This is a genomic window from Bradyrhizobium sp. 186 (assembly GCF_023101685.1).
Classification (GTDB): Bacteria; Pseudomonadota; Alphaproteobacteria; order Rhizobiales; family Xanthobacteraceae; genus Bradyrhizobium.
In genome coordinates this window covers 2655264-2681622 of the sequence record NZ_CP082164.1, presented here as the reverse complement: position 1 = coordinate 2681622, position 26359 = coordinate 2655264, and the positions used below count along the sequence as shown (strand labels likewise).

General features: G+C 59.4%; 26 protein-coding genes and 4 pseudogenes. 14 read left to right on the top strand and 16 right to left on the bottom strand.

All coding sequences use genetic code 11. The features are described 5' to 3' along the window. Positions 1–983: 983 nt before the first annotated feature. Entirely contained in the window at positions 984–1193 is a 210-nt protein-coding gene (locus tag IVB18_RS12535; protein WP_219683264.1) for a hypothetical protein, read from the bottom strand. Continuing rightward, the gene (locus tag IVB18_RS12530) at positions 1190–1378 is read right to left on the bottom strand and encodes a hypothetical protein (RefSeq protein WP_247991620.1); all 189 of its coding nucleotides are present in this window, start codon (positions 1376–1378) and stop codon (positions 1190–1192) included. The genes IVB18_RS12535 and IVB18_RS12530 overlap by 4 nt, the downstream gene beginning before the upstream one ends. A 1135-nt stretch (positions 1379–2513) precedes the next feature. Here IVB18_RS12530 and IVB18_RS12525 point away from each other — a divergent pair. After that, on the top strand, positions 2514–3140 hold the full coding sequence (locus IVB18_RS12525) for an NYN domain-containing protein (RefSeq protein WP_247989439.1): 627 nt from the start codon (positions 2514–2516) through the stop codon (positions 3138–3140). Positions 3141–3641: 501 nt separating this feature from the next. Here IVB18_RS12525 and IVB18_RS51825 read toward each other — a convergent pair. The 4 genes and pseudogenes from IVB18_RS51825 to IVB18_RS12505 form a co-directional block, all read right to left on the bottom strand. After that, positions 3642–3930, bottom strand: a pseudogene (locus IVB18_RS51825) (ATP-binding cassette domain-containing protein); the annotation flags it as partial. A gap of 92 nt (positions 3931–4022) precedes the next feature. Continuing rightward, positions 4023–4223 (bottom strand): hypothetical protein, encoded by a 201-nt coding sequence (locus tag IVB18_RS12515; RefSeq protein WP_247989438.1) that lies wholly within the window; start codon positions 4221–4223, stop codon positions 4023–4025. 42 nt (positions 4224–4265) lie between these two features. Further along, a complete protein-coding gene (locus IVB18_RS12510; RefSeq protein ID WP_247989437.1) occupies positions 4266–4592 on the bottom strand; it encodes a hypothetical protein in 327 nt (108 codons plus the stop codon). 129 nt (positions 4593–4721) lie between these two features. Beyond that, positions 4722–4862, bottom strand: coding sequence for a hypothetical protein (locus IVB18_RS12505; protein WP_247989436.1), 141 nt, complete (start codon positions 4860–4862; stop codon positions 4722–4724). Between the two features lie 893 nt (positions 4863–5755). Between IVB18_RS12505 and IVB18_RS12500 the strand changes: the two genes are divergently transcribed. From IVB18_RS12500 to IVB18_RS12475, 6 genes are all read left to right on the top strand, one after another. Further along, positions 5756–6757 carry an autoinducer 2 ABC transporter substrate-binding protein gene (locus tag IVB18_RS12500; protein ID WP_247991619.1) on the top strand — a complete coding sequence of 334 codons (1002 nt, stop codon included), beginning with the start codon at positions 5756–5758 and terminating at the stop codon, positions 6755–6757. A 107-nt stretch (positions 6758–6864) separates the two neighbouring features. Next, positions 6865–8349, top strand: a complete 1485-nt coding sequence (locus IVB18_RS12495; protein WP_247989435.1) for a sugar ABC transporter ATP-binding protein — start codon at positions 6865–6867, stop codon at positions 8347–8349. Then, positions 8342–9346: an ABC transporter permease gene (locus tag IVB18_RS12490; protein ID WP_247989434.1), complete on the top strand. Its 1005-nt coding sequence runs from the start codon at positions 8342–8344 to the stop codon at positions 9344–9346. The genes IVB18_RS12495 and IVB18_RS12490 overlap by 8 nt, the downstream gene beginning before the upstream one ends. Continuing rightward, positions 9343–10350 (top strand): ABC transporter permease, encoded by a 1008-nt coding sequence (locus tag IVB18_RS12485; RefSeq protein WP_247989433.1) that lies wholly within the window; start codon positions 9343–9345, stop codon positions 10348–10350. The genes IVB18_RS12490 and IVB18_RS12485 overlap by 4 nt, the downstream gene beginning before the upstream one ends. Positions 10351–10356: 6 nt before the next feature. Next, complete coding sequence (locus IVB18_RS12480) at positions 10357–11775, top strand: FGGY-family carbohydrate kinase (protein WP_247989432.1); 1419 nt, start codon at positions 10357–10359, stop codon at positions 11773–11775. Continuing rightward, on the top strand, positions 11772–12467 hold the full coding sequence (locus tag IVB18_RS12475; RefSeq protein ID WP_247989431.1) for a class II aldolase/adducin family protein: 696 nt from the start codon (positions 11772–11774) through the stop codon (positions 12465–12467). Before IVB18_RS12480 ends, IVB18_RS12475 begins: the two co-directional genes overlap by 4 nt. Positions 12468–12878: 411 nt before the next feature. Here IVB18_RS12475 and IVB18_RS12470 read toward each other — a convergent pair whose 3' ends face one another. The 7 genes from IVB18_RS12470 to IVB18_RS12440 all read right to left on the bottom strand — a co-directional run bounded on the left by IVB18_RS12470 (position 12879) and on the right by IVB18_RS12440 (position 18867). Beyond that, on the bottom strand, positions 12879–14099 hold the full coding sequence (locus IVB18_RS12470) for a CoA transferase (protein WP_247989430.1): 1221 nt from the start codon (positions 14097–14099) through the stop codon (positions 12879–12881). Positions 14100–14159: 60 nt separating this feature from the next. Beyond that, the gene (locus tag IVB18_RS12465; protein ID WP_247989429.1) at positions 14160–14618 is read right to left on the bottom strand and encodes a MaoC/PaaZ C-terminal domain-containing protein; all 459 of its coding nucleotides are present in this window, start codon (positions 14616–14618) and stop codon (positions 14160–14162) included. Further along, positions 14618–15580 (bottom strand): dihydrodipicolinate synthase family protein, encoded by a 963-nt coding sequence (locus IVB18_RS12460; RefSeq protein ID WP_247989428.1) that lies wholly within the window; start codon positions 15578–15580, stop codon positions 14618–14620. The genes IVB18_RS12465 and IVB18_RS12460 overlap by 1 nt, the downstream gene beginning before the upstream one ends. Before the next feature lie 19 nt (positions 15581–15599). Continuing rightward, a complete protein-coding gene (locus IVB18_RS12455; RefSeq protein WP_247989427.1) occupies positions 15600–16421 on the bottom strand; it encodes a carbohydrate ABC transporter permease in 822 nt (273 codons plus the stop codon). A 2-nt stretch (positions 16422–16423) separates the two neighbouring features. Continuing rightward, on the bottom strand, positions 16424–17317 hold the full coding sequence (locus IVB18_RS12450; RefSeq protein ID WP_247989426.1) for a sugar ABC transporter permease: 894 nt from the start codon (positions 17315–17317) through the stop codon (positions 16424–16426). A gap of 31 nt (positions 17318–17348) precedes the next feature. After that, positions 17349–18617: an extracellular solute-binding protein gene (locus IVB18_RS12445; RefSeq protein ID WP_247989425.1), complete on the bottom strand. Its 1269-nt coding sequence runs from the start codon at positions 18615–18617 to the stop codon at positions 17349–17351. Positions 18618–18687: 70 nt separating this feature from the next. Next, the gene (locus IVB18_RS12440; RefSeq protein ID WP_247989424.1) at positions 18688–18867 is read right to left on the bottom strand and encodes a hypothetical protein; all 180 of its coding nucleotides are present in this window, start codon (positions 18865–18867) and stop codon (positions 18688–18690) included. 118 nt (positions 18868–18985) lie between these two features. Here IVB18_RS12440 and IVB18_RS12435 point away from each other — a divergent pair, with 118 nt between their 5' ends. Then, positions 18986–19810 (top strand): substrate-binding domain-containing protein, encoded by an 825-nt coding sequence (locus IVB18_RS12435; protein ID WP_247991618.1) that lies wholly within the window; start codon positions 18986–18988, stop codon positions 19808–19810. A 15-nt stretch (positions 19811–19825) separates the two neighbouring features. Here IVB18_RS12435 and IVB18_RS12430 read toward each other — a convergent pair whose 3' ends face one another. Together IVB18_RS12430 and IVB18_RS12425 are read right to left on the bottom strand one after the other, a co-directional pair. Beyond that, entirely contained in the window at positions 19826–20581 is a 756-nt protein-coding gene (locus tag IVB18_RS12430; protein WP_247989423.1) for an SDR family NAD(P)-dependent oxidoreductase, read from the bottom strand. Positions 20582–21001: 420 nt separating this feature from the next. After that, positions 21002–21196: pseudogene (locus IVB18_RS12425) on the bottom strand (IS30 family transposase); the annotation flags it as partial. 65 nt (positions 21197–21261) lie between these two features. Here IVB18_RS12425 and IVB18_RS12420 point away from each other — a divergent pair. Both IVB18_RS12420 and IVB18_RS51580 read left to right on the top strand, forming a co-directional pair. After that, positions 21262–22316 (top strand): annotated as a pseudogene (locus IVB18_RS12420) (IS3 family transposase); the annotation flags it as partial. A gap of 14 nt (positions 22317–22330) precedes the next feature. Next, positions 22331–22453, top strand: coding sequence for a hypothetical protein (locus IVB18_RS51580; RefSeq protein ID WP_256476723.1), 123 nt, complete (start codon positions 22331–22333; stop codon positions 22451–22453). Positions 22454–22474: 21 nt separating this feature from the next. Here the strand turns inward: IVB18_RS51580 and IVB18_RS12415 are convergent. Then, positions 22475–23444, bottom strand: a pseudogene (locus IVB18_RS12415) (IS30 family transposase); the annotation flags it as partial. A gap of 265 nt (positions 23445–23709) precedes the next feature. Here IVB18_RS12415 and IVB18_RS12410 point away from each other — a divergent pair. The 4 genes from IVB18_RS12410 to IVB18_RS12395 all read left to right on the top strand — a co-directional run bounded on the left by IVB18_RS12410 (position 23710) and on the right by IVB18_RS12395 (position 26204). Next, on the top strand, positions 23710–23925 hold the full coding sequence (locus IVB18_RS12410) for a dodecin family protein (protein ID WP_247989422.1): 216 nt from the start codon (positions 23710–23712) through the stop codon (positions 23923–23925). Positions 23926–24095: 170 nt separating this feature from the next. Continuing rightward, the gene (locus IVB18_RS12405) at positions 24096–24413 is read left to right on the top strand and encodes a hypothetical protein (RefSeq protein WP_247989421.1); all 318 of its coding nucleotides are present in this window, start codon (positions 24096–24098) and stop codon (positions 24411–24413) included. A 144-nt stretch (positions 24414–24557) separates the two neighbouring features. Further along, positions 24558–24737, top strand: a complete 180-nt coding sequence (locus IVB18_RS12400; RefSeq protein WP_247989420.1) for a hypothetical protein — start codon at positions 24558–24560, stop codon at positions 24735–24737. A 183-nt stretch (positions 24738–24920) separates the two neighbouring features. Then, entirely contained in the window at positions 24921–26204 is a 1284-nt protein-coding gene (locus IVB18_RS12395) for an IS256 family transposase (protein ID WP_247989419.1), read from the top strand. The last annotated feature ends 155 nt before the right edge of the window (positions 26205–26359 follow it).

The following is a 26359-nucleotide window of genomic DNA, read 5'->3' as shown; positions in this document are numbered from 1 at the left end:
CCTCCTGGCTTGCGATCGTTCAACGGAACGTCGACCCTGGCCCTTACACGAGGGCGAACGACGACAGCTCGAAGATTGACTTTATGATCGTCTAAAGGAAAATCACCTCTCGCCATGGAGTCGATAGCCGGCCGTTATCGGAATGGCTAAACACGCTTGGCGCCCCGCGGCAGGAGTGCGGCGCTTCCATCTGCTGTCTCGGGCTGCACGAGGAAAACGCGCATAGGCCTATCAAGTGCGCCAGTGAAAACGGAATGATGTCACGTTTTCCGCCGCGCCAGCTTCGCGGCTCCAGATTTTGTTGGAGGGGCTCATCGTCTCCATGACGCAGCTCAAATCTCCATCCGGCCTATCCTCGACTACTGGCCTTCCCACACTCGTCTACTCAAGTGCCCCGTGCCCATCCGATCCAGCGCCGTCGCCCAACGGCCCTGAGCGGGGCGGCCGGTCCCCGGGGGAAGGGCCGGCCGCGGGAGGGGGATCGCCGCGCGCCAGGCACTTGGGAAGCTGTCCGCCTCCGTGAGGCAAGGTATCCGACGAGGAACGTCGGTGCGAGTGAAGCAATCCAAATCTCAGAAAATCGCGCCGAATGCGTATGCCGATCGACCACCTTCGCTATGAGAGGTTGCCTGCGAGCAGCCTAACAGAAGGTGACCTCGCTGATGTCGATCGAGACCGGCAGCCTTAGGCCGCGGCGCGCCAATGGTCGCGGACATGGCCTGCCTGTCACCGCGCGACAACTTCAAGATCTTTGGCGATGTCGGTCTGTACGCGACGCTCGCGCTGATCTCAATTGCCGCAGTGCGGGCGCGTCGGAGTCAGCGGCCACAAAGCAGATCGGCAGGACGGAAGATGAGAGCAGTTCAAGGGTCGACCATATAGAGCGCACCCGCCAGCAAAAAGACGAACCCGAGCGACCATCTTCCAACAATCGACGCCATGATACTTTGCGTTCTGAGCTGGCGAGCTGGCCGATATTTTACCTAAGCTCCCCTGTTATCCTTTTTACCGAACACGCAGCGCCATGCCGCAAGGCGCTCGGTCGGATGCTGATTCATCCAGTCGGCGAGCTGCGGTGCACCGATCAGGCAGGACTGCATCGAGACATCCGCGAAGTCCGAGGTGGTGACGGTCTGCTCGTGGCAATTTGCCGGTGAAGACAAACTGCAGAGCACAGCGATGATCGCGATCATGATAGGTCCCCCTCGCCGCGATGGACGTCTGCGCCGATACGCATATGGCTGGCGGATGCCTTGTCCCGCTGCTCGCGGGCGGGATCAGACGGCGGAAAGACGCTGTCGTATATCGCTCGGGCTTCTCGAATGAGGCGAGTTCGCGCGCGCTCGAACTTTGGGACAAATCGAATAACCTCACACATGTTTTCACTTCCATTCCATCTGATCACTGGAGGTCGTATGAGCGGGAAGCTGATCATTTGCGGATCTAGCTCGCCAGCTTTATGGACTTGCATTTCCATCATTCTCATTGCGATCGGTCTCGTGAGCGCCTTCGGTGACTGCTAACGATCATCCAGCCCGCGCCGGCTTGGAATAAAGCCCCTCTGACTCCATGCAATTCATGAAATGGCTCGTCGGCATCCTCGTAACCGTCCTGGCCCGTGTGGCGTCTATGCCGGGTCGGCCTTCGTTCCGCTGCTAGGTTTGGTTACCGCGGTGCGGGGTGCCGACGTTGTGCAAATGATGGTCCGGGTGGATACGGTCACCGCGGGCGTTTGTGCACGAGCCTCGGTCGTGCGATCGATCACCGCGGCCGCCGATGGCCAGTGCTGCGGGCCTCTCCAACGACAGGCAGGCTCTCCTGACCAGGTCCGGGAGCGGCACGACAGCTTTCAAGCTCTCGAGGGTGTGCCTGCCCGCGACTCCTACTCCGGTCCGCCGTCCTTGAGAACGCTTCCGCGCGGTTGGGGCCCCGCTCCTGTCCGCTCACCCGCTCCGACAGCGTCTGAAGACCCGCCTCAATGGCCGCGATGTCCTCCTCGACCTGAGCGATCAACCACCGAAAACCCCTCCTGGCATTCAGATCGACGGCAAGGCGCCGATGTATCTTTAGATCTCATTCCATCGCGATAAGGAGCGGTCAGCAGCAACTGGAACATGGCTCGAGCAGCCATGTATTGCGCTGCGGGCCGGCTTCTTTCGCCTCCGACCAGCAGAAGATTTCCTGACCGATCTATAATGGACCACCGCCAGCCGCGGCCGCGCCGATGAATCCAAAGATCAAAGAGAGCAAAATCGCCAACGGTCATGGCGCGAGCACCCTGAAGAGCACCTGGAATTAGACAGGATACGTTACAAATCCGACAGACCAACTTTCGGCTACTGTCAGAATTCCGAGCCCCGGTACCACTTGAAAATAGTAGAAGCTTAAAGCATTCGTTCTCCTCGACGATCTCCGGTAGCTATCTATATAGAATGCGACCGACAAATCCCCGTCGCGGATCCGGGATGCTTCCAGCTCAATCCGAACTCGCTCCACCGAAAAGCGTGAACTGAATGTCGCCTTCCTCTTCCGACAAGATCGCGCTCTTCATCGATGGGGCCAATCTCTACGCGACAGCGAAAACTCTCGGCTTCGACATCGACTACAAGCGCCTGCTAAACGAGTTTAAGAGCCGCGGGACGCTGTTGCGGGCGTTCTACTACACCGCGATCATCGAGGATCAGGAATACTCCTCGATCCGGCCGCTGATCGACTGGCTCGACTACAACGGCTACACCGTCGTCACCAAGGCGACCAAGGCGACCAAGGAGTTCATCGACGCCTCCGGCCGGCGCAAGGTCAAGGGCAATATGGACATCGAGCTCGCCGTGGACGCCATGGAGCTCGCCGGGCACATCGACCAGATGGTGCTGTTCTCGGGCGACGGCGACTTCCGCTCGCTGGTCGAGGCTGTCCAGCGCCGCGGCGTGCGGGTCACGGTGATCTCCACCATCGCGAGCCAGCCGCCGATGATCGCCGACGAGCTACGCCGCCAGGCCGACGTCTTCACCGATCTCGTCGAGCTGCAATCCAAGCTCGGCCGCGATCCGTCAGAACGCCCCGCCCCGCGTGACCGTGAAACGCGTGGACACATGCCGAAGTTCTTGCGAGAGCCGAAGGGAAACGATCCTCACGATTGAACTGGCCGCTAACGGCCCGATTGGCCTTCGGCTACTGCGACGATGCCTACCACTTGCCGCCACATCCTGCCGCTCTTGCGCACGTCTTACTCGTCGGCAAGTCGATCGACCATGCGAGCCGCCCGCTGAGACCGCCACACCAAGGCTGGCTGATGAGTGTGGCCGGCGTCTCTTTGGCCAGGCGCGCAACGCTGGACAGGTGCACGCCAAGTGCTCTGCCGATCGATGCGGGGCAAGCGTGGCGCGAAGAATGCGCGCCCCTTGCAAGGCTGTTCCGCTCATACCATCGGGCCGTCAAGGATAGCAGAAACCGGCAGTCGGGCGCCCCACGACCTGCGGCAACAAGGAGGAACGATGCTCCCCTAAGTCACGCACGATGCGCGCTTTGCACGCCTGATCGCCTAGCTTCAACCCGAACAGTTACTACCGATCGCGAGGGGCGGCTGTCGGTCATCATGCGTGGTCTCCGCCTATACGACGCCGCGCAAGGCAGTTCGTTTCACTTAAATTCTGGAAGATGCAGACGACACCGGCCGAATTCGCCGCCGACGGCGTGGGCGAAGCTGCCTCGCTTCCCGCGAGGTGTATACGGCCGCTGTCGGGCTTCACCACACCGGCAATGATCTTCATCAGGGTCGACTTGCCGGCGCCGTTCTCGCCCAGCACTGCGTGGATCTTGCCGCGCCTCGCAGGCGAGGACGACGCTTTCCAGCGCGCGAACATCGGCGTAGCACTTGGAGATGCCGGCAAGCTTTAGAAAGGCGTATTGCGTCGGGTCGGCAGCCGGCATGGCCGGGCCTTCACGCAACGATGGCCCGGCGAATGCCGGGCTGAAGCCGTCATTGGGTGTTCTCTGCGACAAGATCTCCGGAGCAGTGAAGTTCACACCGCACGGTGTGAACTGGTTCGGCGCAAAAAAGTTGGCATTGAGCTCAGGCCACAATTCGTGCCCGGCTTGAGATCCTTGTACGTCGCTACTGGTATCGGGATCGAGATCAGCTGTGGCATGACGTTGCCCGACAGTGCCGAGATCTCCGCCTTGGTAGCGATCGCCACCAGCGCCGGCGACTGGCCGTAGGACATGCCCTTCAGTCTGTCCTTGGCGTGATCGGCGATCTGCTCGCGCTACTCATTTTCGCCCTCGCCCGACCTCGGCACAAAGGGATGTTTGGCCGCCATCAGCGCCTGCACGGTGCCATCGGAACCGCCTTGGGTGCATACTCCGTCGTAATGGCCATGGACGGCCAGCGCGTCCGCATTCACCTTCTGCGAGTCGCCGGTGTCCGAACTACCAACTATCTTGGTGATTTTGAAGCCGTTGCCTTGGCGATTCCACGACTCGCGAAAACCGAGATGACGGTCGCGGTCGACAGAGTTTGTGGGCAAGCCGCGGACTTCGAGAATGTCGCCGGATTTCTTGTCGCTCTCGTCGATCAGCCATTTGGCCGACATGCGGCCCTTTTCCTTCTAAGTCCTCATTACCATCATCACCTTGTCGGTGTCGAGGACGTTGCGGCACCACCACGACGTTGTTCTTGTCGACCAGACGGATGATGCGATCAAAACCGTCGGGCGCGACCGCTATGGTGACGATTGCGTCGAAGCTTGGTTGATGAAATCCTCCGTCGCGCCGAGTTGTGCTGCCACGTCGGTCCCGATGGAAACAACCTTGAACTCCTTGATACCCGGCTGGTCGGCGAAAGCCAGGGCAGTCTTCACCATCTGGATCCGCCAGGATTGCCGACGAAACCGTTGACCAGCGCGATCCTGTAGGGGCCTGCCTTCTTGGGCCACTGAAAGAATTTGGTCTCGGACGACCACGGCTTGAAGCAGGCGGGTCGGCGCCGAGACGACCTTGGGACCTGCCAGAGCCCTCACCGACGACAGCAGCAAACCGGCGCAAGCCAGCCCCGCCAGGCGAAGCGTCCACGTTTCTCCCTGAAAGTTTGTGTGCCCACCCTAACGCGGCGCATAGCCATGCCGGGAATTGACCTCCCCGTGCGCGTGCCGGGCTAGGATGGCATACGACCTGCGATGCTGACAAGCCGAGGGCGGGCGCCCGGGCGCGAGACATGATGTGAACGCACGGCCGGACGATGACAACTGCGGGAAGCGGAAAACGTAACAATGACAGTCAGATGTTCATGCCCGGCAAGGGATCGTGCAACGGCGAAGCTGGCCATAACCGGCCTTTCATGGTCGCACCCACGCGCGTGACGGAAAAAATGACACTCAGGGAAAAGTGTGAATCGCTGTGCGAAGCCGACCGAAGCCCGCTTGCTGAAGCTAAGTTTTGAAGCCAGAGGCTGGGACTACTTACTTTCTACCGGCGGATGGCGTGGCGTTCCTTCGCAGACATGATGGCTGTAGGAACGCCGATCGCTCGCAGGTCCTCACTCAGCAGCTCGAAGGCGAGATCAGGTATCGCACTGCGATGGTGGTTGGCGAACATGTCACTTGCTTGACACCTTCTGGAGCGCCGGTCTCTAATCTGCCTCGAGGTCCTGCGGTTGGACAGGCAATACTTTCTGCCCCAAGCAAGAACAGGATCGACTGCCCCCACCCAGCGATTGGTCAAGGGTGCAGAATCCAAAATAGTTTCCTGGGAGGGAACAATGGACAGACGCCAGACACTCAAGCTGATCGGTGCTACGTCCGCGTTGGCCGGTGCCGGCTTTCCGGGCTTTGCCTTTGCGCAAGCCCAAAAGGAAATGGTCACGGTCGTGAAGATCGCGGGAATTCCGTGGTTCAACGCACTTGAAAAGGGAATCCAGAAGGGTGCGAAGGATTTCAGCATCAATGCCACCATGGTTGGCCCGGCGAACGTCGATCCGGCACAGCAAGTAAAGCTCCTTGAGGATCTGATTGCCAAGAAGGTCAACGTGATCGGCCTGGTGCCGCTTGATGTAAAAGTCTGCGAGCCCGTGCTGAAGCGCGCCCAGGCCGCCGGAATCAAGGTCATCACGCATGAGGGTCCGGAACAGGAAGGCCGTGACTGGAATGTGGAATTGATCGACTCCGTTCGCTTCGGCGAGGTGCAGATGGAACGTCTCGCCAAGGACATGGGCGGCGAAGGTGATTATGTTGTCTATGTCGGGACTCTTACGACGCCGCTTCACAACAAATGGGCCGACGCCGCGATTGCCTACCAGCAGAAGAATTTTCCGAAAATGAAGCTGGTCGCCGACCGCTTCCCCGGCGCCGACGAGATCGACACCAGCCAACGCACGACGCTCGACGTGATCAAGGCCTATCCGAACCTGCGTGGTATTCTCGGCTTCGGTTCGAACGGACCAATCGGGGCCGGAAATGCTGTGCGTCAGCAACGCCTTGGCAAGAAGATCGCCGTGGTCGGCACCGTGCTGCCGAGCCAGGCGAAGTCGCTTATCGCGGATGATACGATCCGCGAAGGTTTCCTGTGGAATCCCACAGATGCGGGTTACGCTATGGTCGCGGTGGCCAAACTCGTGCTCGATGGCAAGCCAATGACGGATGGCGTCGATGTACCCGGCCTTGGCAAGGCAGCCGTCGACGTCGCAGGAAAGCAGATCAAGGTGGACAAGATCATGCGCATCAACAAGGAAACGATCGACGGGCTAATCGCCGGAGGGCTCTAGCCCGACCCCGGTTTAGCCGCCTCATCGCACTGCATCCCGGCTCTCCCGGCCGGGATGCCTACCACTCGAGTGATCGCACGATCGAACGGTCCATTGCAGGCGAACCTTTGGCGACTTTCCTGGAGATGTCCGGCATATCGAAGCGCTTCGGCGGCGTGCACGCGCTCCGTGACGTCGATCTAACTCTGGAAGTCGGCGAGGTGCATTGCCTGGTCGGTGAAAACGGCTCCGGCAAGTCCACCCTGATCAAGATCATTTCGGGCGTCGAGGCAGCAGAGCCTGGCGGCCGGATCGCAATTTCCGGGAAGGAATATCCCAAACTAAACCCGGTCTACTCCACGCATTGCGGCATTCAGGTCATCTATCAGGATCTTTCGCTATTCCCCAACCTCACCGTCGCCGAGAATATAGCGATGGCGCACCATCTTGGCGGCATCCATTCGGTGAACTGGGCCTCAATGCGCGCCACCGCAAAGGCCACAATGGCAAAGATCGGCGTTGAATTCGACCCGGACGCGAAGCTCTCAGAGCTCAGCATTGCCCGACGCCAGTTGGTCGCGATCTGCCGGGCCTTGGCTGCAGATGCCAAACTCCTGATTATGGATGAGCCGACGGCATCGTTGACCCGCCACGAGGTGAACGCCCTAATTGAGCTCGTGAGCGAGCTGAAGCGTGCTGGCATTTGCGTCGTTTTTGTCAGCCACCGTCTCGACGAGGTACTTGAAATCGCCGAACGCGTAACGGTACTGCGAGATGGCGCCAAAGTCGGTACCTTTGCCGCAAACACAATCGATGGGCGGAAACTGAGCCACCTGATGACCGGTAAGTCCTTCGAGTATCAGGTACAGGCGCCTGAGCTTGCCGCTGGCCCGGTCGTGCTGGATGTTAAGGGTCTGGGGCGCGAGGGTGAGTATGAGGATGTAAGCTTGCAGTTGCGCGCGGGGGAAGTGGTGGGTCTCACCGGTCTGCTCGGCTCGGGTCGAACCGAACTCGCGCTGTCGCTGTTCGGCATGAAGCCGCCCGATCGCGGCACCATCGTGCTTGACGGGCGGTCGATCGCGCTCCGCACCAATGCAGAGGCGATCCATCGAGGGATCGCCTATGTATCCGAGGATAGGCTTACGCTTGGTCTCATCCTGAATCAGTCCGTCACGGCGAACGTCACGCTCACGGTGCTGGACCAACTGGCTGGCGCATTCGGCCTGATTGCTGCACGCGCGCGACAGAGCCATGTTGCTCGGTGGGTTGCTGAACTCGGGATCAAGGTCTCCAACCCGGCCAACGCGGTGAAGACCCTCTCGGGGGGCAATCAGCAGCGGGTCGTGCTCGCCAAATGGATGGCGACCAACCCACGGGTGCTTATCCTCGATAGTCCCACCGTGGGCGTCGACATTAGCGCCAAGGACGGGATTTATGAAATCATCCGGCGGTTGGCGCACGACGGCGTCGCGGTGCTGATGATATCAGACGAAATCCCCGAGGTCCTTTATCATAGTCATCGCGTGCTGGTGATGCGGGAAGGGCGTTTGACAACCGACGTGGCTACCGCAGCCACTTCCGAAGATGCGCTTCGGCAGGCCGTCAATGCCTGAATCGCACATTGCATCATTCGGCAGGTTTCGTCGCAGCCATGAGTTCTGGCTGCTGATGGTAATCCTCGGGCTCTGCGCTAGCTTGGGCTTCGCGAATGCCCAATTCTTGACCATGCAGAATCTGTTTGATCTGCTGACCTCCTACGCCTTCGTCGGCATCCTGGCGCTCGGACTACTGGTCGTGCTGATCGCTGGCGGAATCGACATCTCATTCACCGCGACCGCGTCGGTGGCGCAATATGTCACACTCTCGCTTGCCAATGCTTACGGCGCGAACTGGATGAGCGTCTTCGCCATCGCGATTGGGATCGGCGGTGCGCTCGGTGCCCTCAACGCGATCTTCATCCAGAAACTTCGAATACCATCGATCATCGTTTCGGTCGCAACGCTGAACATTTTCTATGGGCTTCTGATCTTCTTCACCGGCGGCAAATACATCTATTCGTTGCCCGACTGGTTTGCGACCGGAATATTCTGGTTCGAATTCGAATGGGGCAAGGATAGCTCGTATGGTGTCAACCTGCAGATCCTCGCGCTCGCGCTGGCGTTTCTCGTCACCTGGCTCCTGCTCAACCGAACCAATATCGGCCGGCAAATCTATGCCATGGGAGGCAATGCCGATGCCGCGCAGCGGCTCGGCTTCCACATTTTCGGCCTCAACATACTGGTCTATTGCTACATGGGTGTCATGGCCGGAATCGCCTCCCTGATCCAGGCACAACTCGCGCAGTCCGTTGCCCCGACGGTGCTGGTCGGCAAGGAACTCGATGTGGTTGCCGCCGTCGTGCTCGGCGGCGCCAGCCTGATGGGCGGCGTCGGCACCGTCCTTGGCACGTTTTTAGGCCTGACACTGCTCGCGGTGCTCCAAAATGGAATCATTTTGCTGGGCGTGTCGTCATACTGGTCGCCGTTTTTCGTCGGTTTGTTTATTCTCATTTCGGTCTCAGCGACCGCCTGGTCGCAGCGAGAGCGGCGAAGCCGGAGCGCGCGCCGATGAGCAATGCGCCCGCCCTCTCACTTCGCCGGCGTATGGTCGGCCTCGCCGGCAGCGGCACGGTCGCAACCCTCATCCTGCTGTTGCTCGCGCTCTGGGTGGTGTTCGCGGTCACGATCGGCGACCGGTTCTTCTCGGTCAGTACGCTGCAATCCATGGCTTTCCAGATGCCAGAACTCGGCATCCTCTCGCTTGCGATGATGCTGGCCTTGCTATCCGGCGGACTCAATCTTTCCATCATCGCGACCGCCAATCTGTCCGGACTGACCATCGCCTTCCTGCTGACGCGCTACATCCCGGGGAGTCAGGGCCTTGCCTGGGTCGGCATTCAGGTGCTGGCGATCGCCGCGGGATTCGCAGTGGCCGCATTGGTCGGCCTCCTCAATGGTTTTGTCATTGCCTATCTCGGCGTTTCGCCGATCCTGGCCACGCTCGGCACGATGACGCTCTGCAAGGGCATCGCGATCGGCCTGTCGCGCGGCAACGTCATCTCCGGATTTCCGGAGCCCATTGTATTCATCGGCAATGGAACGGTTTTCGGGGTACCCTTTGCTCTGATCGTACTTGCGTTCTGCGCCCTGCCCGTCGCGCTCATGCTGAACGCGACGCCGTTCGGGGCAAAGGTTTACATGATCGGCTCGAACGAGAAGGCGACCCGCTACTCCGGCGTCGATACCCGCGCCGTCCTCCTCAAACTCTATGTGTTTTCCAGCTTGCTTGCGGGCGTGGCTGCGGTGGTCATGTTGGCACGTTTCAATTCGGCCAACGCGGCATACGGAGAGAGCTATCTGCTGGTCACCATTCTCGCGGGCGTCCTCGGCGGCATCGATCCGTTTGGTGGCTTCGGCAAAGTCGGCGGGCTATTGCTTGCGCTGATCATCCTTCAGGTGATCTCCTCGGCATTCAACCTTCTGAACCTCAGCCAATTCCTCACGCTGGCGATCTGGGGTGGAATCTTGATTGCCGTCGCGGCGGTTCCTCATTTTGCCGGCAAAGCGCCGCGGTAGCCAGCGATGATGCGCTCGATCGTCTCGCCCCCTATCGCGGTTCTCGACATTGGCAAGACCAATCTCAAACTGCTAGTGGCGAGCGAGGACGGCTGGCCACTCGAAACATATGCGATTCCGAATGTGTCGATGACTCAGGGTTCGTACCTCGCCTATGATCTTGGCGGGTTAGAAGAATGGTTTCTCGATACCCTTGCCGTCGTGTCTCAACGCCATGCCATTGGCGCCGTGATCGTGGCTGCGCATGGGTGCGGCGCGGTTCTCGTCGACGGTGACATGCCAGTGCTGCCGATGATGGACTATGATGCCGTCTCTCCGCCGGCAATCGATGAAGCCTATGCCCGGATCGCGCCCGGCTACGATGAGGTGTTTTGTGGAATCGGAGGCGCGATGCGGCTCGGAAAGCAGCTGCTGTGGCAGGAAAGCGCGTATCCCGTCGAATTCGCCCGCGCAAAAACCTATCTGACCACCGCGCAGTTTTTCGCCATGCGGCTTGGCGGACGTGCGGCCAGTGAAATCTCGCAGCTCGCGGCTCAGAGCCATATCTGGAACCTCATCCAGCATCAGCCTTCTTCTCTTATGCGCAACCGCGGCTGGAGCCATCTGCTGCCCGAATGCGTACCCGCCGGTGCGGTGCTAGGGACGGTTTCGGAGTCCGTAGCCAGGCGCACCGGCTTGGCTCACTCGACCGAAACCCTCTGTGGCGTGCATGATTCCAACGCCAACCTGTTTCGTTACAAGGCCGCCGGCATGGCCGATGCCTCGATCCTATCGACCGGTACTTGGATGATTGGCTTTCAGCGCGGCCTCTCCCTGGACAAACTCGATTGCGCGCGCGCGATGGTTCTCAATATCGATGTCGATGGTGAGAATGCGCCCTCGACATTGATCGCGACCGGCCGCGAATACGACCTGATCCGCGGGGAAAATCGTGCTTCTGATGCAGCCGTCCTTGCCGCATTACCAACCCTGCTGTCGAGGGGGACCCTGGCGGTCCCCTCATTCATGGGCGATGATGGATTGTTTCCAGGCGCTGCTCGCCGCGGACGGGTCATCGGGCCGCCCCCCGAAACGCCTGCCGAATGGCAGGCATTGGCTGTGCTCTACGCAGCATTCAGCGCAAACCGCTGTCTTGATACGCTCGAGAGCTCAAAACGCATAGTCATCGATGGTGGCTTTGCCGCAAACCTGCCCTTCGCCCGCTGCCTTGCGACCTTGCGACCCTCGCAGAGCGTCTGGGTGAGTCAGTCCCCGGACGGAACGGCGCTGGGCGCCGCGCTGCTGTGGCGGCGCTTCTCGCGTACGCTGCCGGTTTCGAGCGTGGTACTTGAAGCCGTCACGTCACTCAGCAACGATGGGTTCGAACCGCGCGACGTTTTCGCCGCCTACCAGTCCTGGATCGCTTTCTCGGAGCCCGCTTCATGACAGACCACAATCATGCCGATCTCCGCCAAGGCATTCTCGATACCTGCAGGGAGATGAATCGAAACGGTCTCAATCAGGGCACATCCGGCAATCTTTCGCACCGGCTTCCAAACGGCATGCTGATCACGCCTACCAGCCTGCCCTATGATCGGATGCGGCCAGAGGACATTGTTGCGATGGATTTTGCCGCGAACTACCAGGGCAACCATCGGCCTTCATCCGAATGGCGCTTTCACCGCGATATTCTGCGAGCACGCGAAGACGTCAACGTCGTGCTCCATACGCATTCCACCTTCAGCACAACTCTCGCCGTTCACGAGCGTGGCATTCCGTGCTTTCACTATATGGTCGCAGTTGCGGGTGGCAACGATGTCCGTTGTGCGCCCTATGCTTGTTTCGGCACGCAGGCGCTATCAAACTACGCCCTCAAGGCACTCGAAGATCGCAACGCCTGCCTGCTTGGCCACCACGGCTTGATCGTGACGGCCCAGACGTTTGAAAAGGCCCTTTGGCTCGCCGTGGAAGTGGAGACGCTGGCGAAGATGTATGTCCATGCGTTGGCTATCGGCGAGCCGCCGCGCCTCAGCGACGCTGAAATGGCGCGGGTACATGAGCAGATTAAACGCATGGGATACGGCCAGGCGCCTGACCTTGACGATGTCGCCGATGTTCCGCGCGCCGTACCGGAGTGAAAGCCGACAACACATTGATGGTGGACGGTTTCCCGACATCGTCAGCGCCGCCGTACTTGCTGAGGACGAGAAAAGCCTCACGCTTTTCTGCGTCAACCGCAATTTCGACTAGACTATAGGTCTAGCAGTCGACCAGCGCGGTTTCGAACTTGTCGAATTGTTCGAAAGTCACATCATGCAGTCGGACGATTTGAGCGTAACGAATACCGCCAAAGCCAGTGAAAGGGCCTGCCGCAACTCGTCGCTGGCCTTATCTCATTTCGAAGCCAAACTTGCTGCGACCGTGAAGCCGCGTGCAGCACCTTCATGACGATCGTGCGCCCTCTAACCGCGCTCAACTGACGCGGTTTGAGGGGAGGCCACGATTTCTGTACATCGAGCCAGTCAGCACGTTCGCAAGAAGCTTCTTCCTCACTCAGCCGCATCATTCAGCGGTGTGCCAATTCCAACCGTTTTGCTCTCCACCAGCGCCCGGGTTTGCTGGGGGCTATATCCAAGTTCGTGCAGGATTTCCTGACTCTGCGCGCCCAGCGGTTGCGGCGCCAGTCGTACGCCGGGCCGTTCGCCGTCATATTTGATCGGGTGAGCCGTCAGCTTGATCGGTCGGCCGCTCGCGGCTGACGGAATGGTCGTGATGTGGCCGGCCGCCACGACCTGGGGGTCGCACGCCATTTGTCCGTAGTCGTTGATGGCGGCGAACCAGAAATCACGACTTGTGAGCCGCGCCTCGAGTTCAGCCACGCTGAACCTGATCGTGTGTTTTGCTACTAGCCGCGAGATCTCGCCCTTGCGCGAAAACAGCTCATGCTCGCCGATCTCCGCGAGTTCCGGGCATTCCAGCACTTCGGCCAGCCCGACCAACGTCACCCTCGAGAGGGCGATATGCCCGTCGGCGGTCGGGTAGATCCCATAAGGTGCCTGCATCAGCCAGCCCGATACATATTCCTCCTGCCGGATCGATTTCGGCGGGTGTTGGCTATTCAAATATGCGACGATGGCTTCGGTCTGAATGTCGATCGCCGCGCCAAGCAAGGTCGCCTCGACCCGGCATCCCTGGCCGGTGCGCCCATGCCGAACAAGTGCGGCCAAAATGCCATTGGCCAGCAATGCTGCGCCGTGATGGTCTACAGCTGAACAGCCGACGGCGCGCGCATCACCCTCACCTTTTCCGGTGACCGCTGCCAATCCGGAAATCGCTTGCAGCAACAGGTCCTGCCCGGCACGTTCCTTGTAAGGTCCATCGACGCCATAACCCGTCGCCGACGCATAGATAATGTCCGGGCGCAGCTTCTTAGCGTCTTCAAATCCGAGACCCAAACGGTCCATCACGCCGGGCCGGAAGTTCTCGATCACGACATGCGATTGCGCGACCAGCCGATGGGCGATCTCGCGGCCTTCGTCGGATCGCAGATTGAGCGCGATGTTTCGCTTGTTGCGGTTGGCGCAGGCAAACAGCATCGACTCACCTTCGACGAAACTCTCGCCTCCGCTCCAATGCCGTTGGAAAGCGCCATCCGTCTGTTCGACCGCCACCACATCGGCGCCGAGGTCGGCCAGGAATTGCCCGCCCAGCGGGCCCATAAGGAAGTGGTGAAAGGCGACGATCTTTATTCCATCAAGCATCGGAGTCATTTTGCGATATTCCCTTCCATCGTCATCCGGCCGATGGCCGAATGACGCCCGCGATCTGCTTCAGCCACGCGGTACCCATTTCAGAATGTGCTGACCCACAGCGACGACCTTGCCATCGTCATTGGTGATCGTGACATCGGAGACCGCCCTGCGCTTCCCGAGATCGATGCTGGCGACCTCATACCTGACGGTGATGGTGTCGCCGATGAATACAGGCGCAATGAACCGGACCCGGTCGTAGCCAAGCGATACCGGGCTTTCGGAAATACTGTCCCGTGCCGCCCGTTCGGCGACCATCGTCGACGTCGTCGACATGAAGCCGATCAGCATCGCGCCATGCGCCATGCGCTTCCCATAGGCGGTCTTGCGCATCTCGGCCTCGTTGATGTGGTTGGGCGAAAAGTCCCCCGTCAAACCCGCATACAAATAGATGTCGGATTCGCTGATGGTCTTGCTGAACTCGGCAAAATCCCCGAGCTTGACGTAGAACTTCTCGGCCTCGGCACTGATATCCGCCATCACGCAACCTTGGCGTAGGCGTTTTCGGCACGGAGACCGGCCAGATCGATGAAGTGCCTGATTTTCTCGATCTCTTCTTGGGTGAGCTTGACCAGCGGCGGGCGAACCACGGCCCGCTCGAGGCGGCCGAGCATGACCAGCGCTTCCTTCATACGATTGTGCTGGTCGAACAGTGGCGAGTCGTAGAAGGCTCTGACGGTCGGGAAAATCCGATCGTTGACTTCGCGCGCCTTGTCCATATTGCCAGCTTGGACCGCTTGAAACAGCGCGACCTGCAGATTGGCGATGACGCTGCCGGCACCGGAGAGAATGCCCTGGCAGCCCAACGCAAGCGATCCCAAAAGCCAGGTACTGTGGGTGGTCAGAACATTCACCGGCTTGTCCAGAACCGCCAACTCGCGGATGTGACGCTCGTGCACTTTGCCGTCGCCGTACTGGTCCTTGATCGCGCGGATTTGCGGATAGCGGTGGCACAGTTCGAGCAACGTCTCGAGCGGATAGCTCAGGCGCGACAGGAACGGATATTGAAACGCGATAATGGGCAGGTCGCTCGCAGCGCAGATATACTTGAAGTGCTCGATGATGCTCGCAGGCCGCATGTGACCTTCGAGGCCAAGAATATCGGGCGGGAACACCAACAGCGCGTCGGCGCCTTCGTCCTGGGCCATGCGCGCCAGCCTTGCGGCCTGCATGCTCGAATTCGTAAAAACGCCGATCACCGTGGGGACGCGATCACCAAGAACTTCCTTTGTGACTGCGGCCACTCGGCGCTGCTCGTCGAAAGTCAGCGACGACACCTCGCCGGCGTGACCGTTAGCGCAGACTGCGCTGATTCCCGCGACGGAGGCGATATCCTTCAGATGGCCGCGAAACGCTGCCTCATCGATCGAGAGATCCTCCTTGAATGGTGTCAGGCATGCGGGGATGACGCCCGTGGCGATGAATTTCGAAGTGCGAGACATGAGTTTCTCCTTCTCGGTTCTAGCGTCTGACGCCGGCCATCGAAATTCCGGCAATAACCTGTCGTTTCAGGATGAGAAAGACGATGAGGGCCGGAATGGTCGCCAAGAAAGATCCAGCCATCAACAGGTCGTATTGAATGTCGGACGCCGCAACGAGCGTCTTTAGCCCGATCGGCAGCGTGCGCACGCCCGAGCGCTGCAGCGCGACAAGCGACCAAAAAAATTCATTCCAGGAAAAAATGAAGATGAAGATCGCGAGCGCGCCATAGGCAGGCAGCGAGACGGGAATGATGATGTGCCAGAGAATTCGCAAATGACCGCAACCGTCGATCTTGGCGGCCTCTTCGAGATCGGTCGGAATATTGATGAAGAACTGACGAAGCAGGAACAAGCTCACCGGCAGCGCCGACAACGGCAGTGCCACGGCCAGGAACGTGTTGAGAATCCCCATGTCCTTGACCAGGAAGAACAGCGGAATGGAATTGATTTCCCACGGAATGAACATAGCGCAGAGCAGGATCGCAAACACCACATCGCGTCCAACCCACTTTAATCTGGCCAGCGAATAGGCGGCGAATGTCGTCACCACGATGGTGATGACGGTCGCCAGCAAGGCGACCTGCAGCGAGTTCGCGAGCCAGAGAAAGAACGGGCGCCGGTCCAGGAGGGCCCAGAAATGTTCGAACGTGATCTGCGACGGCACCCAGTTCGGGGTGAAGCTCATGACCTCGGATGTCGGTTTTACCGAAGTAATCGCCATCCAAATGATCGGGATGATCCAGACAACCGCCAGCGCATAATAGGCGGTGCATTTCAGGGCAGAAATAGGATACGCTTTCATCATCAGTTGAGCTCCGACCGCAGCCCGAGCCAGCGGATCATCGTCATGCTGATCGAGAACACAATGGCGAACAGGATAAAGCCTACGGCCGCTGCCTGACCGAAATTGAACGACTCAAATGCCGTTCGGTACATGTAGAGCGCCAGGACTTCCGACGACGTTCCGGGACCGCCGTTCGTCATCACGAGCACCTGGCCCAGCATGCAAAGCCCCGAGACCAGGGTAAGAATGCCCGCGAACAGGATGGAAGGCTTCATCAGAGGAAGCGTGATGAGATGGAACTGTTGCCAGGGCGTTGCGCCGTCCAGTGTCGAACTCTCGTAAAGCTCCTCTGGAATGGCGTTTAGCCCTGCCCGGAAGATGATCATGCGATATCCCGAGAGCCACCATGAAGAGACAAAAGCGATGGTGGGAATCACGAGGTAGGGATTGTTGAGGAATTCGGGCGAAGTCAGTCCGATCGCACGGATGAAGTACGGGATGATCCCGACATTCGGATCGAGCAGAAAATTCCAGACGATGCCGACGACGGAAACGTTCAGCAGATATGGAAAGAACAGCGAACCTTCGACAAAGCCGGCGCCGCGAAATTTGACGTGCTTGAGGAACAGCGCGAACGCCATTCCCAAAATCAGAGTCAGCGGGATCGCCCAGGCCGCATAGACGAACGTGTTCTTCAGGGCGTTCAGGAATCGTCCATTGCCAAACAGCTCAACGTAATTGCCAAAACCGATGAAACGAGAACTGCCAAGCGGATCCCATTTATGCAAGCTGATGTAGAAGCCGTAGCCCACGGGCAGGACGGCAAACGTCACCCACAGCGCAAGATAGGGCAGAAGGAAAAGGATGCCGGCAACCAGATCCCGCCTGTCGGCATCATTTGTTGAATTTCGCATCGCTCGACGCCGGGCTCGGCGCCCTCTGTTTTCAGGAGGCGGCCAAGACCTTGTTCACTTCGACTTCGGCTTTATCCAAGGCATCCTTGACGCTCATCGTGCCATTAAAAGCCTGTTGCGTGAACGGCTCGACGGCCAGATCGACATCTGTGATTTTCGGATGACGCGGTTCGGCCTGGATGATCCCCCTGGCGGCTGCATCAGAGAACGTCTTGAGCTGCTTGGCCCACACCTTGCTCTCATGAAGCTTCGGGTCGGCAATCGCAGCGTTGAGTAGCGGCACCGCGCCACCGAGCTGGCCCCAAGTAGAGTAGAAGGGCAGAAAGGCTTTGAGGAATTTGGCGCTCGCCTGAAGTTTCGAGGCGGTCTCTTTTCCTTCGGGCTGCTTCGGCAGCACGATGAGGTGATAGCCGCCCCAAGAGACCTGCTTTTCGAAGAACCTGGGCGGCATGAAGCAGCCATAGTTGACTTTCGACTTTTCGAGCGTCAGATAGAACCAGGTGCCATTTTGCAGCATCCCTAGCTCGCCCGCGAGGAACTGGTTGATGCCGTTGGTGCCCGGCTTGTTCCAGCCACGCTTGCCAACCACGTCGACAAGATATTGCAGTGCTTCGCGCCCTTTGTCGGTGTTGAAGGTGGCCTTCCCATTATCGATGTAGGTGCCGTTTGCGCTCCATAGCAGCGCAAGCCAGGCTCGGCGAATGAAGCGCGTCTCGCCGCTCAAGGCCGGATGATAGGCGATTTTGCCGCTCTTCTTGATTGCCTCGCAGGCTGCCTCGAATTCCTCACGCGTTTGCGGAGCATGCTCGGGATCGAGCCCGGCTTTCTTGAAAATTTCCTTGTTGTAGTAGATGCCGAAACCGTTTTGATCGAGCGGCAGTCCGAGCGGTTTTCCGCCTACCAGCGAAATATTCCACTGCGCGAAGTCGTCCGGCTTGCCGATTTGATCGACCAGATTGCCGCCAGGAGTGTCCGTCAGGTCGTAAAGGACCTTGGCGACCGACTCGTAGCGAAAGTCGTCGACGATGCCGAGTTGAGGCGCCTCGCCCGCGACGACAGAATTGTAAAGTTGGGCGTAATATTCGGTCCAGCCGCCTTGGGTCAGGTCGATCGTAAGATCGGGATTGCTGTCTCGTATGCTCTTGACGATCGTCTCCATGGCATCGGCATCACCGCCATGAAAAAGGGTGTTGAACCAGATTTTGCTGGAGGCAGCGGCGGCCGTTCGCGGCACGCTCAACGCCCCGAGCCCTCCCAAGCCAAGCAGACCCGCCGTCTTCAGAAAGCCTCGCCTGTCCATAGCGCATCCCTCCGTTTTTCAATGTTTTTCAATCTTATGATGTAATGGATTACATTATTTGGAGATCCCGTCAAGCTTTGTGATAAACGTCTTTAATTGGCTTCGAGATTCGTCCGATGAGGGAACGGTTGGTTGAAAAAAGGCGGCGGCGGGCCGTTAAATTGCCGGGCAGCTTGAACAGCGCCACGACCAGCGATGTCGCGCGGCTGGCCGAAGTTTCGACCGCGACGGTTTCGCGAACGCTGAACACGCCCAGCCTCGTCCGGCCGGAAGTGAGAGAGCGGGTAGAGGCCGCGATTGAAAAGCTCGGCTTCATTCCGAACGATTCCGCGCGCGCCTTGCGGCAAAACCAGACGCGCTTGATCGGTGTGGTCGTCCCTACTCTCAGCTACGCGCTATATGCGGAGTTCTACGGGAGGCTTCAGGAAGCTCTGGCCAAGCATGGATTTTTCGCTCTGCTCGCCACCAGCGAATACGACCTCGATGTCGAGGCGGAGCAGGCCATTCGGCTCATCCGTCAGGGCGCGCAGGGTTTGGTGCTGGTTGGAAAGGTCCGCGACAAGCGTCTGTCGAATTTTCTGGCGGCCTCGCGCGTTCCCACCGTCAATACCTATGTCGTCGATCCAACCGATAACACCAACAATGTCGGGTTCGATAACGTCAAAGCGATCGAGAGTGCTGTGGATCACCTGATTGCACTCGGGCATCACCGAATAGCTATGCTTTCGGGCATTACAACGCGACGTAACGACCGCGCCCTGGCGCGGCGTCGGGGCTATGAAGCCATCATGCAGAGAAATGGACTTGAGACGGAAGGTTGGGTCGAGGAGGCGCCCTACACCATTGCGGGCGGCAGGTCCGCGCTGCGCAGCATGCTTGATCGTGCGCTCGGACCCACGGCGCTCGTGTGCGGCAGCGACATGCTCGCCATCGGCGCCTTGCAGGAATGCAAGTCCCGATCGATCAGCGTCCCAAGTGATCTGTCCATCATGGGGTTCGACGATTTGGAAATTGCGGAGCATCTCGATCCGCCACTGAGCACGGTGGAAGTGCCCTCAAAGGAGATGGGCATTACGGCAGCCGAATGCATCGTCGGTCTTTGCCTAGGCACGGAGCTGCCGTCCAGAACCGTTTTCGAAACCGGCCTCGTGATCCGCAGCACGACAGCACCGCCCCGCGCGCCGTCGCGGTAGCGCCGTCTATGATCGTCAGTTCATCCAAAGACCACCGGTCACGTTTATCGCCTGTCCGGTCATGTAGGCCGCATCATCCGACAACAGGAACAGGATGACGCCGGCGACATCGTCCGGCACGGCCATACGGCCCATCGGAATCAAATGCAGGCGGTCCTTGGCGGTTGAAAGCCCTCGCGCCAGCGATTGCGTATCCGCCTCTGCTCTCATTTGCGTATGCTCGACCGGACCGGGACAAACCGAATTCACGGTGATCCCGAGATCGGCAACCTCCTTCGCCAGGCTTTGGGTTAGACCCACGATCCCGAATTTCGAAGCCGCGTAAGGCCCGTGCCCGGCCATTCCGGCCTTCGCCAGCCAGGACGCGACGTTGACGATGCGACCGCTTCGTTGCGCGATCATCTTGCGGACGACCGCTTGGCACATCAGGAACGTGCCGTCGAGATTCACCGACAGGATCCTTCGCCAGTCGGAAAAACTACATTCCGCAATCCGGTCGAGATGATCTATTCCGGCCGAATTAATCAGATAGTCAATTCGCGATGTGACCTTGCTGATCTGCTCGATCGACGAACGAACGCTTTCCTCGCTCCCGATATCCACGACAACAGTATGAAGCGGCTTGCCTTCGCTTGCCGCCTTCAAACGTGCCAACGCCACTTCGTCGCGGTCAAGCGCGAAAACTTCCACTCCTTGCGATAGCAGCCGTTCAAGACAGGCCTTTCCGATCCCCGATGCCGAACCGGTTATGACGGCCACCTTGCGGTCCATCGATGTCATCGAAAACCCCCGATCTGTAATGCATTACATGCACGGCAGATAGCATAATGTAGACAGGCGGGATATCTGAAACTTTCAGGCGTCTCGAAACCGAAAAGAAGGCGCGCGAACGTTTGCCGACGGGGCAAGGCCCACCGAGGTCTGGAATAGGCCGGCCCTCTCTGCCTCTGAAGACCAAGCTCGCTTTGACCCCGACAAAATCGCGCCAAGGCCGAGGTGCTGAGCCTCACTGATAGGTTTTTTGTCGGACTGATCAAGCTTTGTAGAATTTCCTTATCAGTCGGCCAACTGGCTCCATTTTGCTCGAAACCTGATCAGTCGGCTAACTGGTCCATTTCGACCAACCCTAATCAGTGAGGCAGCAGATTCCATTCTTTGAATCGGCGATAATGTCGGCTTAAGACTGCCGGCTCAACCGGTCGACGCAACACAGGCGTTAAATCTCTCTGCCGGTGTTTCAAAATGCAAGGTCTCACGTGGTCGCTCGTTGAGCTGGCGAGCCACTTTGTTCAGATGGGCTTGCGAGTGCACCGACAAATCGGTGCCCTTCGGGAAGTATTGTCGGAGCAGGCCGTTGGTGTTCTCATTCGACCCCCGCTGCCACGGGTGACCTTGCCCCCCGGGCTTAATCCAGTTTGAAGTTCGCTCTGGCCCAAGACGAGGACCAGAGCATGAAGCGCAGTCGTTTTACGGAAGAGCAGATCATCGGGATCTTGAAGGAGCACGAGGCCGGGGTTTCGGTGGCCGATCTGTGCCGCAAGCACGGCGTCAGCGACGCCAGCGTCTACAAATGGAAGGCCAAGTTTGGCGGGATGGACGTCTCGGAGGCCAAGCGGCTGAGGACGCTGGAGGACGAGAACGCGAAGCTGAAGCGGCTCCTGGCCGACGCCATGCTGGACAATGCGGCGTTGAAGGACCTCTTGGGAAAGAAGTGGTGACGCCCGCGGGGAAGCGGAAAGCTGTCGTCCATCTGCGAGAGGCATTCGGGATGAGCGAACGGCGGGCGTGTAAAGCCATCGGCTGCTGCCGCATGACCATGAGATATCGGACGACCCGGGCTGACGATGCCAGCCTTCGCCAGCGCATGAGGGCGATCGCCCAGGAGCGCCGCCGCTTCGGCTATCGGCGGCTGCATATTCTGCTCAGGCGGGAGGGGTATCTGATCAACCACAAAAAGCTGTTCCGGCTCTATCGGGAAGAAAAGCTGACGGTGCGCCGCCGTGGTGGCCGCAAGCGGGCGATCGGGACCAGGGCGCCGATGCTGGTTCCGATGACGCCGAACGACCGGTGGTCGCTGGACTTTGTGTCGGACCAACTGACCTGCGGCCGCCGCTTCCGCATCTTGACTGTCGTCGACGATTGTACCCGCGAGTGCCTGGCGCTGGTGGCCGACACCTCGCTCTCCGGCATCCGCGTGGCGCGAGAACTGGACCGGCTGATGATTGAGCGCGGCAAGCCCGGGATGGTGGTCAGCGACAACGGCAGCGAACTCACCAGCAACGCCATTCTTGCATGGGCGGATCACAGCCGTATCGAATGGCATTACATTGCGCCGGGCAAGCCTACGCAGAACGCCTTCATTGAAAGCTTCAACGGCCGGCTGCGAGACGAATTGTTGAACGAGACGCTGTTCACGTCACTGGCCCAGGCTCGCGTCGCTCCTCGGGTGTTGGCGGGCCGACTACAACCACACACGACCACACTCGCAGCTCGGGTGGAGAACTCCGTCCGAGTTTTGCCATGACCTGCTATCCGCGCCGGGATCTGGCGCTGCGCTATGCCGAAGGCTCCGCGCCAGCTCCCGTCGCTGCCACCGCCCAACCGGGCAAATCCAACGGCAAGAGCGAACTCAGAACTGGATAAAACTTGGGGGCAAGGTCACGGGCTTTGCGGATCGCAGAAGTAAACATCGATGCTGGTCGTCAGCGTAAATCGTCGATGATCCGTGAGTTCCTTGCCCCGATCCCAGGTCAGCGATTTATACAGTTCACTCGGTAGCTTCTTTGCCTGCTTGATGAGTGCGGATACGACCGTCTGGGTGTCCTTGTTGGCCACCTTTGCCAGCATCACGTAACGGGTATGACGCTCGACCAGGGTCGCGATATAGCTGTTCTTCGACCCGGACAGGAGATCGCCCTCCCAATGGCCAGGCACCGCCCGATCTTCAACCGTTGCCGGTCGCTGACGGATCGAGACGAGATCCTTGATTTGCCCCCGTCCATCGCTGATGAGACCCGCCTGTTTCGATCGACGGATCGTGCGCTTCGACCGAAGATGGCAAAGCAGCTCTTTCTTAAGCACCCCGCGGGCTTGAACAAATAGACTGCGATAGATCGTCTCGTGGGACACGTGATAACGCTCGTCTTCAGGATGGGCTCTTTTAATTAAGCCAGCCGGCTATCTGCTCGGGCGCCCAATTTAATCTCAGCTTGCTGGCCACCGCCTGTCGCAACCAGGCATTGGTCGCCAGCTTGCAGCGTTTCGGGCGACGGGTTCGGGCCCAGGCCTTGTCATCCGCCAAAGCCGCTCGGTAGCCATCATAGCCGCCATTCCGGTTGATTTCCCGGCTCACCGTCGAAGGCGAGCGGCCCAGCAACCCAGCCATCGAGCGGGCCGATCGATGTAGCGCAATGCCTCGCGATATCTCCTCGCGTTCCGAGAGCGTCAGCGCCAATCGCGAGCGACGTCGAGGAGCTGGACGAATTCCACCGTATGGCGACACCTGGAAATATATCGACGATGAAGGCTTACCAAACGCCCGCCCGATCGCCTTGAGCGACTCCCCGCGCTGCCATCGGTCCCATAACTCCGTCTTCTCGGCCGCCGTAAACCTTCGACGAAAGCCTTGATCCATCGTCACACTCCATCTTTCCCTTTTAAGATAAAGTGTTGCGTCGATCGGTTGAGGCCACCCACCGAAATCGGACATTGACGAAGACGGAAGGTACGTCTGCTAAGGGACCAAAAGCCGCCATCCCCGCCGAATGCAGTTTGCCCCTTTTCGGCTCCGGGCGATGTCCCCGAGACAATCGCGTCGTGTCAGCGCCGATATCCTGATGCTAGATTTCACGACGGCAGGGAGCACCTGCTTCCTGCTTCATACCGAACAGGAGGACGACATGCCTGATAGCGTCTACAAGGTCATTGAACTGATCGGTACCAGCAACGACTCATGGGAAAAGGCGGCCGCCAATGCGGTCGAGCAAGCTGCACAATCTCTCCGGGATCTTCGCATTGCGGAGGTCGTCAAACTCGATATGCAACTGGATGCCAAGGGAAAAGTAGAGGCCTATCGCGTCAAGCTCAACGTATCGTTCAAGTTCGAGGGCTCCTGAGCCTCAGCACCTCGCCCCGCTTGCGGGGCGAGGATGGCTCATTGGAGCAAGGCGTGTCGCGCGGCCCGCCAACCGGCGTTTTTGACCCATCTCGGAAGTAGGCCCTAGTCCAACTGGGACCCGATATGCTTTGATGCGTGGGGGCGGGAACTGTGACGCGTGGTGGCCTCATGTACATGGTCATTCGCAAGTACACCAAAGTTCGTTCGGTTGCGGACGCTGCCCGCCGCGCCAAGAGCGGCATCGGTCAGATCCTAAGTCAATCGCGCGGATTCAGATCTTACTATGTGCTGGATGGGGGCAACGGCGTTGGTGTCGCTGTGATGATATTCGAGGACCGCGAAAGCGCCAATGCAGCGAACGCCAAGATACTGGAGTTTGTTCAAGCAAGTCTGCATGACCTCGATCTTGGAGATCCCGAAATCACTGCCGGCGAAGTTTTGGTGAACATAGAACGTGATGCGTCCTTGGGCACAAAGTATTCGTAAACGCCGCCGGTTGTGTGGGGTGCCGCCCCTTGCCGCTGCTGTCGATCTGATCGCCGTCACTTTGGAGCGATCGCGCTCTGGACATCCGGATGTCGTCCGTCAGGAATATTCGACTGCGCATGCTTTTCGAGGAGTACCAACAACATGAAGCAACACACCTCCGAAACATTTTTCATCACAGCGATCGACTGGACGTCGCTTGTGCTTATGGGCGCCGTGATGCCGCCCCGAGATCCAGATGAAGACGAGGAGGACGAAGAGGACGACGAAGAGGAGGATGACGCCGACGAACCGGCAGTCGTACGCGAGCCGGACGAAGACTAGACTAGCCGGTGTCTGGCAGTCAGCGCTATAATATCTGCCATGGACTGGGGTGCGAAAGACGTAGCGCTGCTTAAAAGGCTCTGGGGAGCTGTCGCCGAAAGTTGGTGACGGCGGGAATCGGGAAGGCGGCATATCGTGGGGGTGCTTGACGCCTCCACTTCTCCACCGAAGGAGCGATATGCCGTGTCCAACGATAACGTCATCCAACTGATTCAGCCAGGAATCTTCGACGATCAACTCACAGAAGTCTTGCGCAACGGGGCACGTGCCCTTCTCGCCAAAGCGGTCGAGGCTGAGGTCGCGGACTTTCTCGGCCAGCATGCCGATTTGAAGACCCGGGACGGCCACCAGCGCGTCGTCCGCCACGGTCACCTGCCGGAGCGCGAGGTGATGACCGGCATCGGTCCGGTCGCCGTCCGCCAGCCACGTGTACGCGATCGTGAGGTGGCCGCTGCCGATCCTGGCCGCATCCGGTTCTCGCCGTCGATCCTGTCGCCCTACATGCGCCGCTCGAAGTCGATCGAAACGCTGTTGCCGATCCTATATCTGAAGGGTATTTCGACTGGCGACTTCTCCGAAGCGCTGGCGGCGCTGCTTGGCAAGGATGCTGCCGGGTTGTCGGCATCCGCCATCGGCCGACTGAAGGACGGCTGGCTCGACGAGCACGGCGCGTGGCAGAAGCGCGATCTGTCGGCCAAGCGCTACGTCTACATCTGGGCTGATGGCATCCATCTCGAAGCCCGCCTCGAAGACGAAAAGCAGTGCATCCTCGTGCTGATCGGCGCGACGCCGGAGGGCCGCAAGGAACTGGTCGGCTTCACCGATGGCGCCCGTGAGAGCGCGCACGACTGGCGCGATCTGCTGCTCGACCTGAAGCGGCGCGGGCTCGACGTGCCCCCGCAGCTCGTCATCGCCGATGGCGCACTCGGGTTCTGGAAGGCGGCCGGTGAGGTCTGGCCGAAAACGCGCGAGCAGCGCTGCTGGGTGCACAAGACCGCCAACGTACTTGCCAAGCTGCCGAAGAGCCAGCAGCCGAAAGCCAAACGCGCGTTGCAGGAGATCTGGATGGCCGAAACCAAGGCCACAGCCGAGCTGGCGTTCGACGCCTTCATCGAGAGCTACGCGCTGAAATACGAGAAGGCCGCCGATTGCCTGCGCAAGGATCGAGACACGCTGCTGGCTTTCTACGACTTCCCGGCAGAGCATTGGAAACACCTGCGCACGACCAACCCCATCGAAAGCACCTTCGCCACCGTGCGTCATCGCACGATCCGATCGAAGGGCTGTCTATCCAACAAGACCGCGCTCGCGATGGTCTTCAAACTGGTCGAGGGCGCCCAGAAAAATTGGCGTCGTCTCGATGGCCACAACCAGTTGCCAAAACTCGTTCTCGGTGTGACATTCAACAACGGGATCGAGGTCATCGCCAAGCCGACCGACCGTCAGCCCGCAACCGCCGCCGCCTGACCGGCTCCGGCCGTCACCAAAAATTGGCGATAGCTCGCGACCTTTTGGATGCGCGTGCACTGAGGCGAAGGCGTTACAGCGGCCGTTGCCGCATGATGCGCTTAAGATCATAATGCGCAGTCAGGATAAGGAAGATCGGGCGGTGGCCTAGAACT

Coding starts and splice junctions, on each gene's coding strand:
- IVB18_RS12535 (WP_219683264.1), bottom strand. CDS start 1,193: ATGATCGCGATCATCGCTGTGCTCTGCAGTTTGTCTTCACCGGCAAAT.
- IVB18_RS12530 (WP_247991620.1), bottom strand. CDS start 1,378: ATGTGTGAGGTTATTCGATTTGTCCCAAAGTTCGAGCGCGCGCGAACT.
- IVB18_RS12525 (WP_247989439.1), top strand. CDS start 2,514: ATGTCGCCTTCCTCTTCCGACAAGATCGCGCTCTTCATCGATGGGGCC.
- IVB18_RS12515 (WP_247989438.1), bottom strand. CDS start 4,223: ATGTCCTACGGCCAGTCGCCGGCGCTGGTGGCGATCGCTACCAAGGCG.
- IVB18_RS12510 (WP_247989437.1), bottom strand. CDS start 4,592: ATGTCGGCCAAATGGCTGATCGACGAGAGCGACAAGAAATCCGGCGAC.
- IVB18_RS12505 (WP_247989436.1), bottom strand. CDS start 4,862: ATGGTGAAGACTGCCCTGGCTTTCGCCGACCAGCCGGGTATCAAGGAG.
- IVB18_RS12500 (WP_247991619.1), top strand. CDS start 5,756: ATGGACAGACGCCAGACACTCAAGCTGATCGGTGCTACGTCCGCGTTG.
- IVB18_RS12490 (WP_247989434.1), top strand. CDS start 8,342: ATGCCTGAATCGCACATTGCATCATTCGGCAGGTTTCGTCGCAGCCAT.
- IVB18_RS12485 (WP_247989433.1), top strand. CDS start 9,343: ATGAGCAATGCGCCCGCCCTCTCACTTCGCCGGCGTATGGTCGGCCTC.
- IVB18_RS12480 (WP_247989432.1), top strand. CDS start 10,357: ATGATGCGCTCGATCGTCTCGCCCCCTATCGCGGTTCTCGACATTGGC.
- IVB18_RS12475 (WP_247989431.1), top strand. CDS start 11,772: ATGACAGACCACAATCATGCCGATCTCCGCCAAGGCATTCTCGATACC.
- IVB18_RS12470 (WP_247989430.1), bottom strand. CDS start 14,099: ATGACTCCGATGCTTGATGGAATAAAGATCGTCGCCTTTCACCACTTC.
- IVB18_RS12465 (WP_247989429.1), bottom strand. CDS start 14,618: ATGGCGGATATCAGTGCCGAGGCCGAGAAGTTCTACGTCAAGCTCGGG.
- IVB18_RS12460 (WP_247989428.1), bottom strand. CDS start 15,580: ATGTCTCGCACTTCGAAATTCATCGCCACGGGCGTCATCCCCGCATGC.
- IVB18_RS12455 (WP_247989427.1), bottom strand. CDS start 16,421: ATGAAAGCGTATCCTATTTCTGCCCTGAAATGCACCGCCTATTATGCG.
- IVB18_RS12450 (WP_247989426.1), bottom strand. CDS start 17,317: ATGCGAAATTCAACAAATGATGCCGACAGGCGGGATCTGGTTGCCGGC.
- IVB18_RS12445 (WP_247989425.1), bottom strand. CDS start 18,617: ATGGACAGGCGAGGCTTTCTGAAGACGGCGGGTCTGCTTGGCTTGGGA.
- IVB18_RS12430 (WP_247989423.1), bottom strand. CDS start 20,581: ATGGACCGCAAGGTGGCCGTCATAACCGGTTCGGCATCGGGGATCGGA.
- IVB18_RS51580 (WP_256476723.1), top strand. CDS start 22,331: ATGACCTGCTATCCGCGCCGGGATCTGGCGCTGCGCTATGCCGAAGGC.
- IVB18_RS12410 (WP_247989422.1), top strand. CDS start 23,710: ATGCCTGATAGCGTCTACAAGGTCATTGAACTGATCGGTACCAGCAAC.
- IVB18_RS12405 (WP_247989421.1), top strand. CDS start 24,096: ATGTACATGGTCATTCGCAAGTACACCAAAGTTCGTTCGGTTGCGGAC.
- IVB18_RS12400 (WP_247989420.1), top strand. CDS start 24,558: ATGAAGCAACACACCTCCGAAACATTTTTCATCACAGCGATCGACTGG.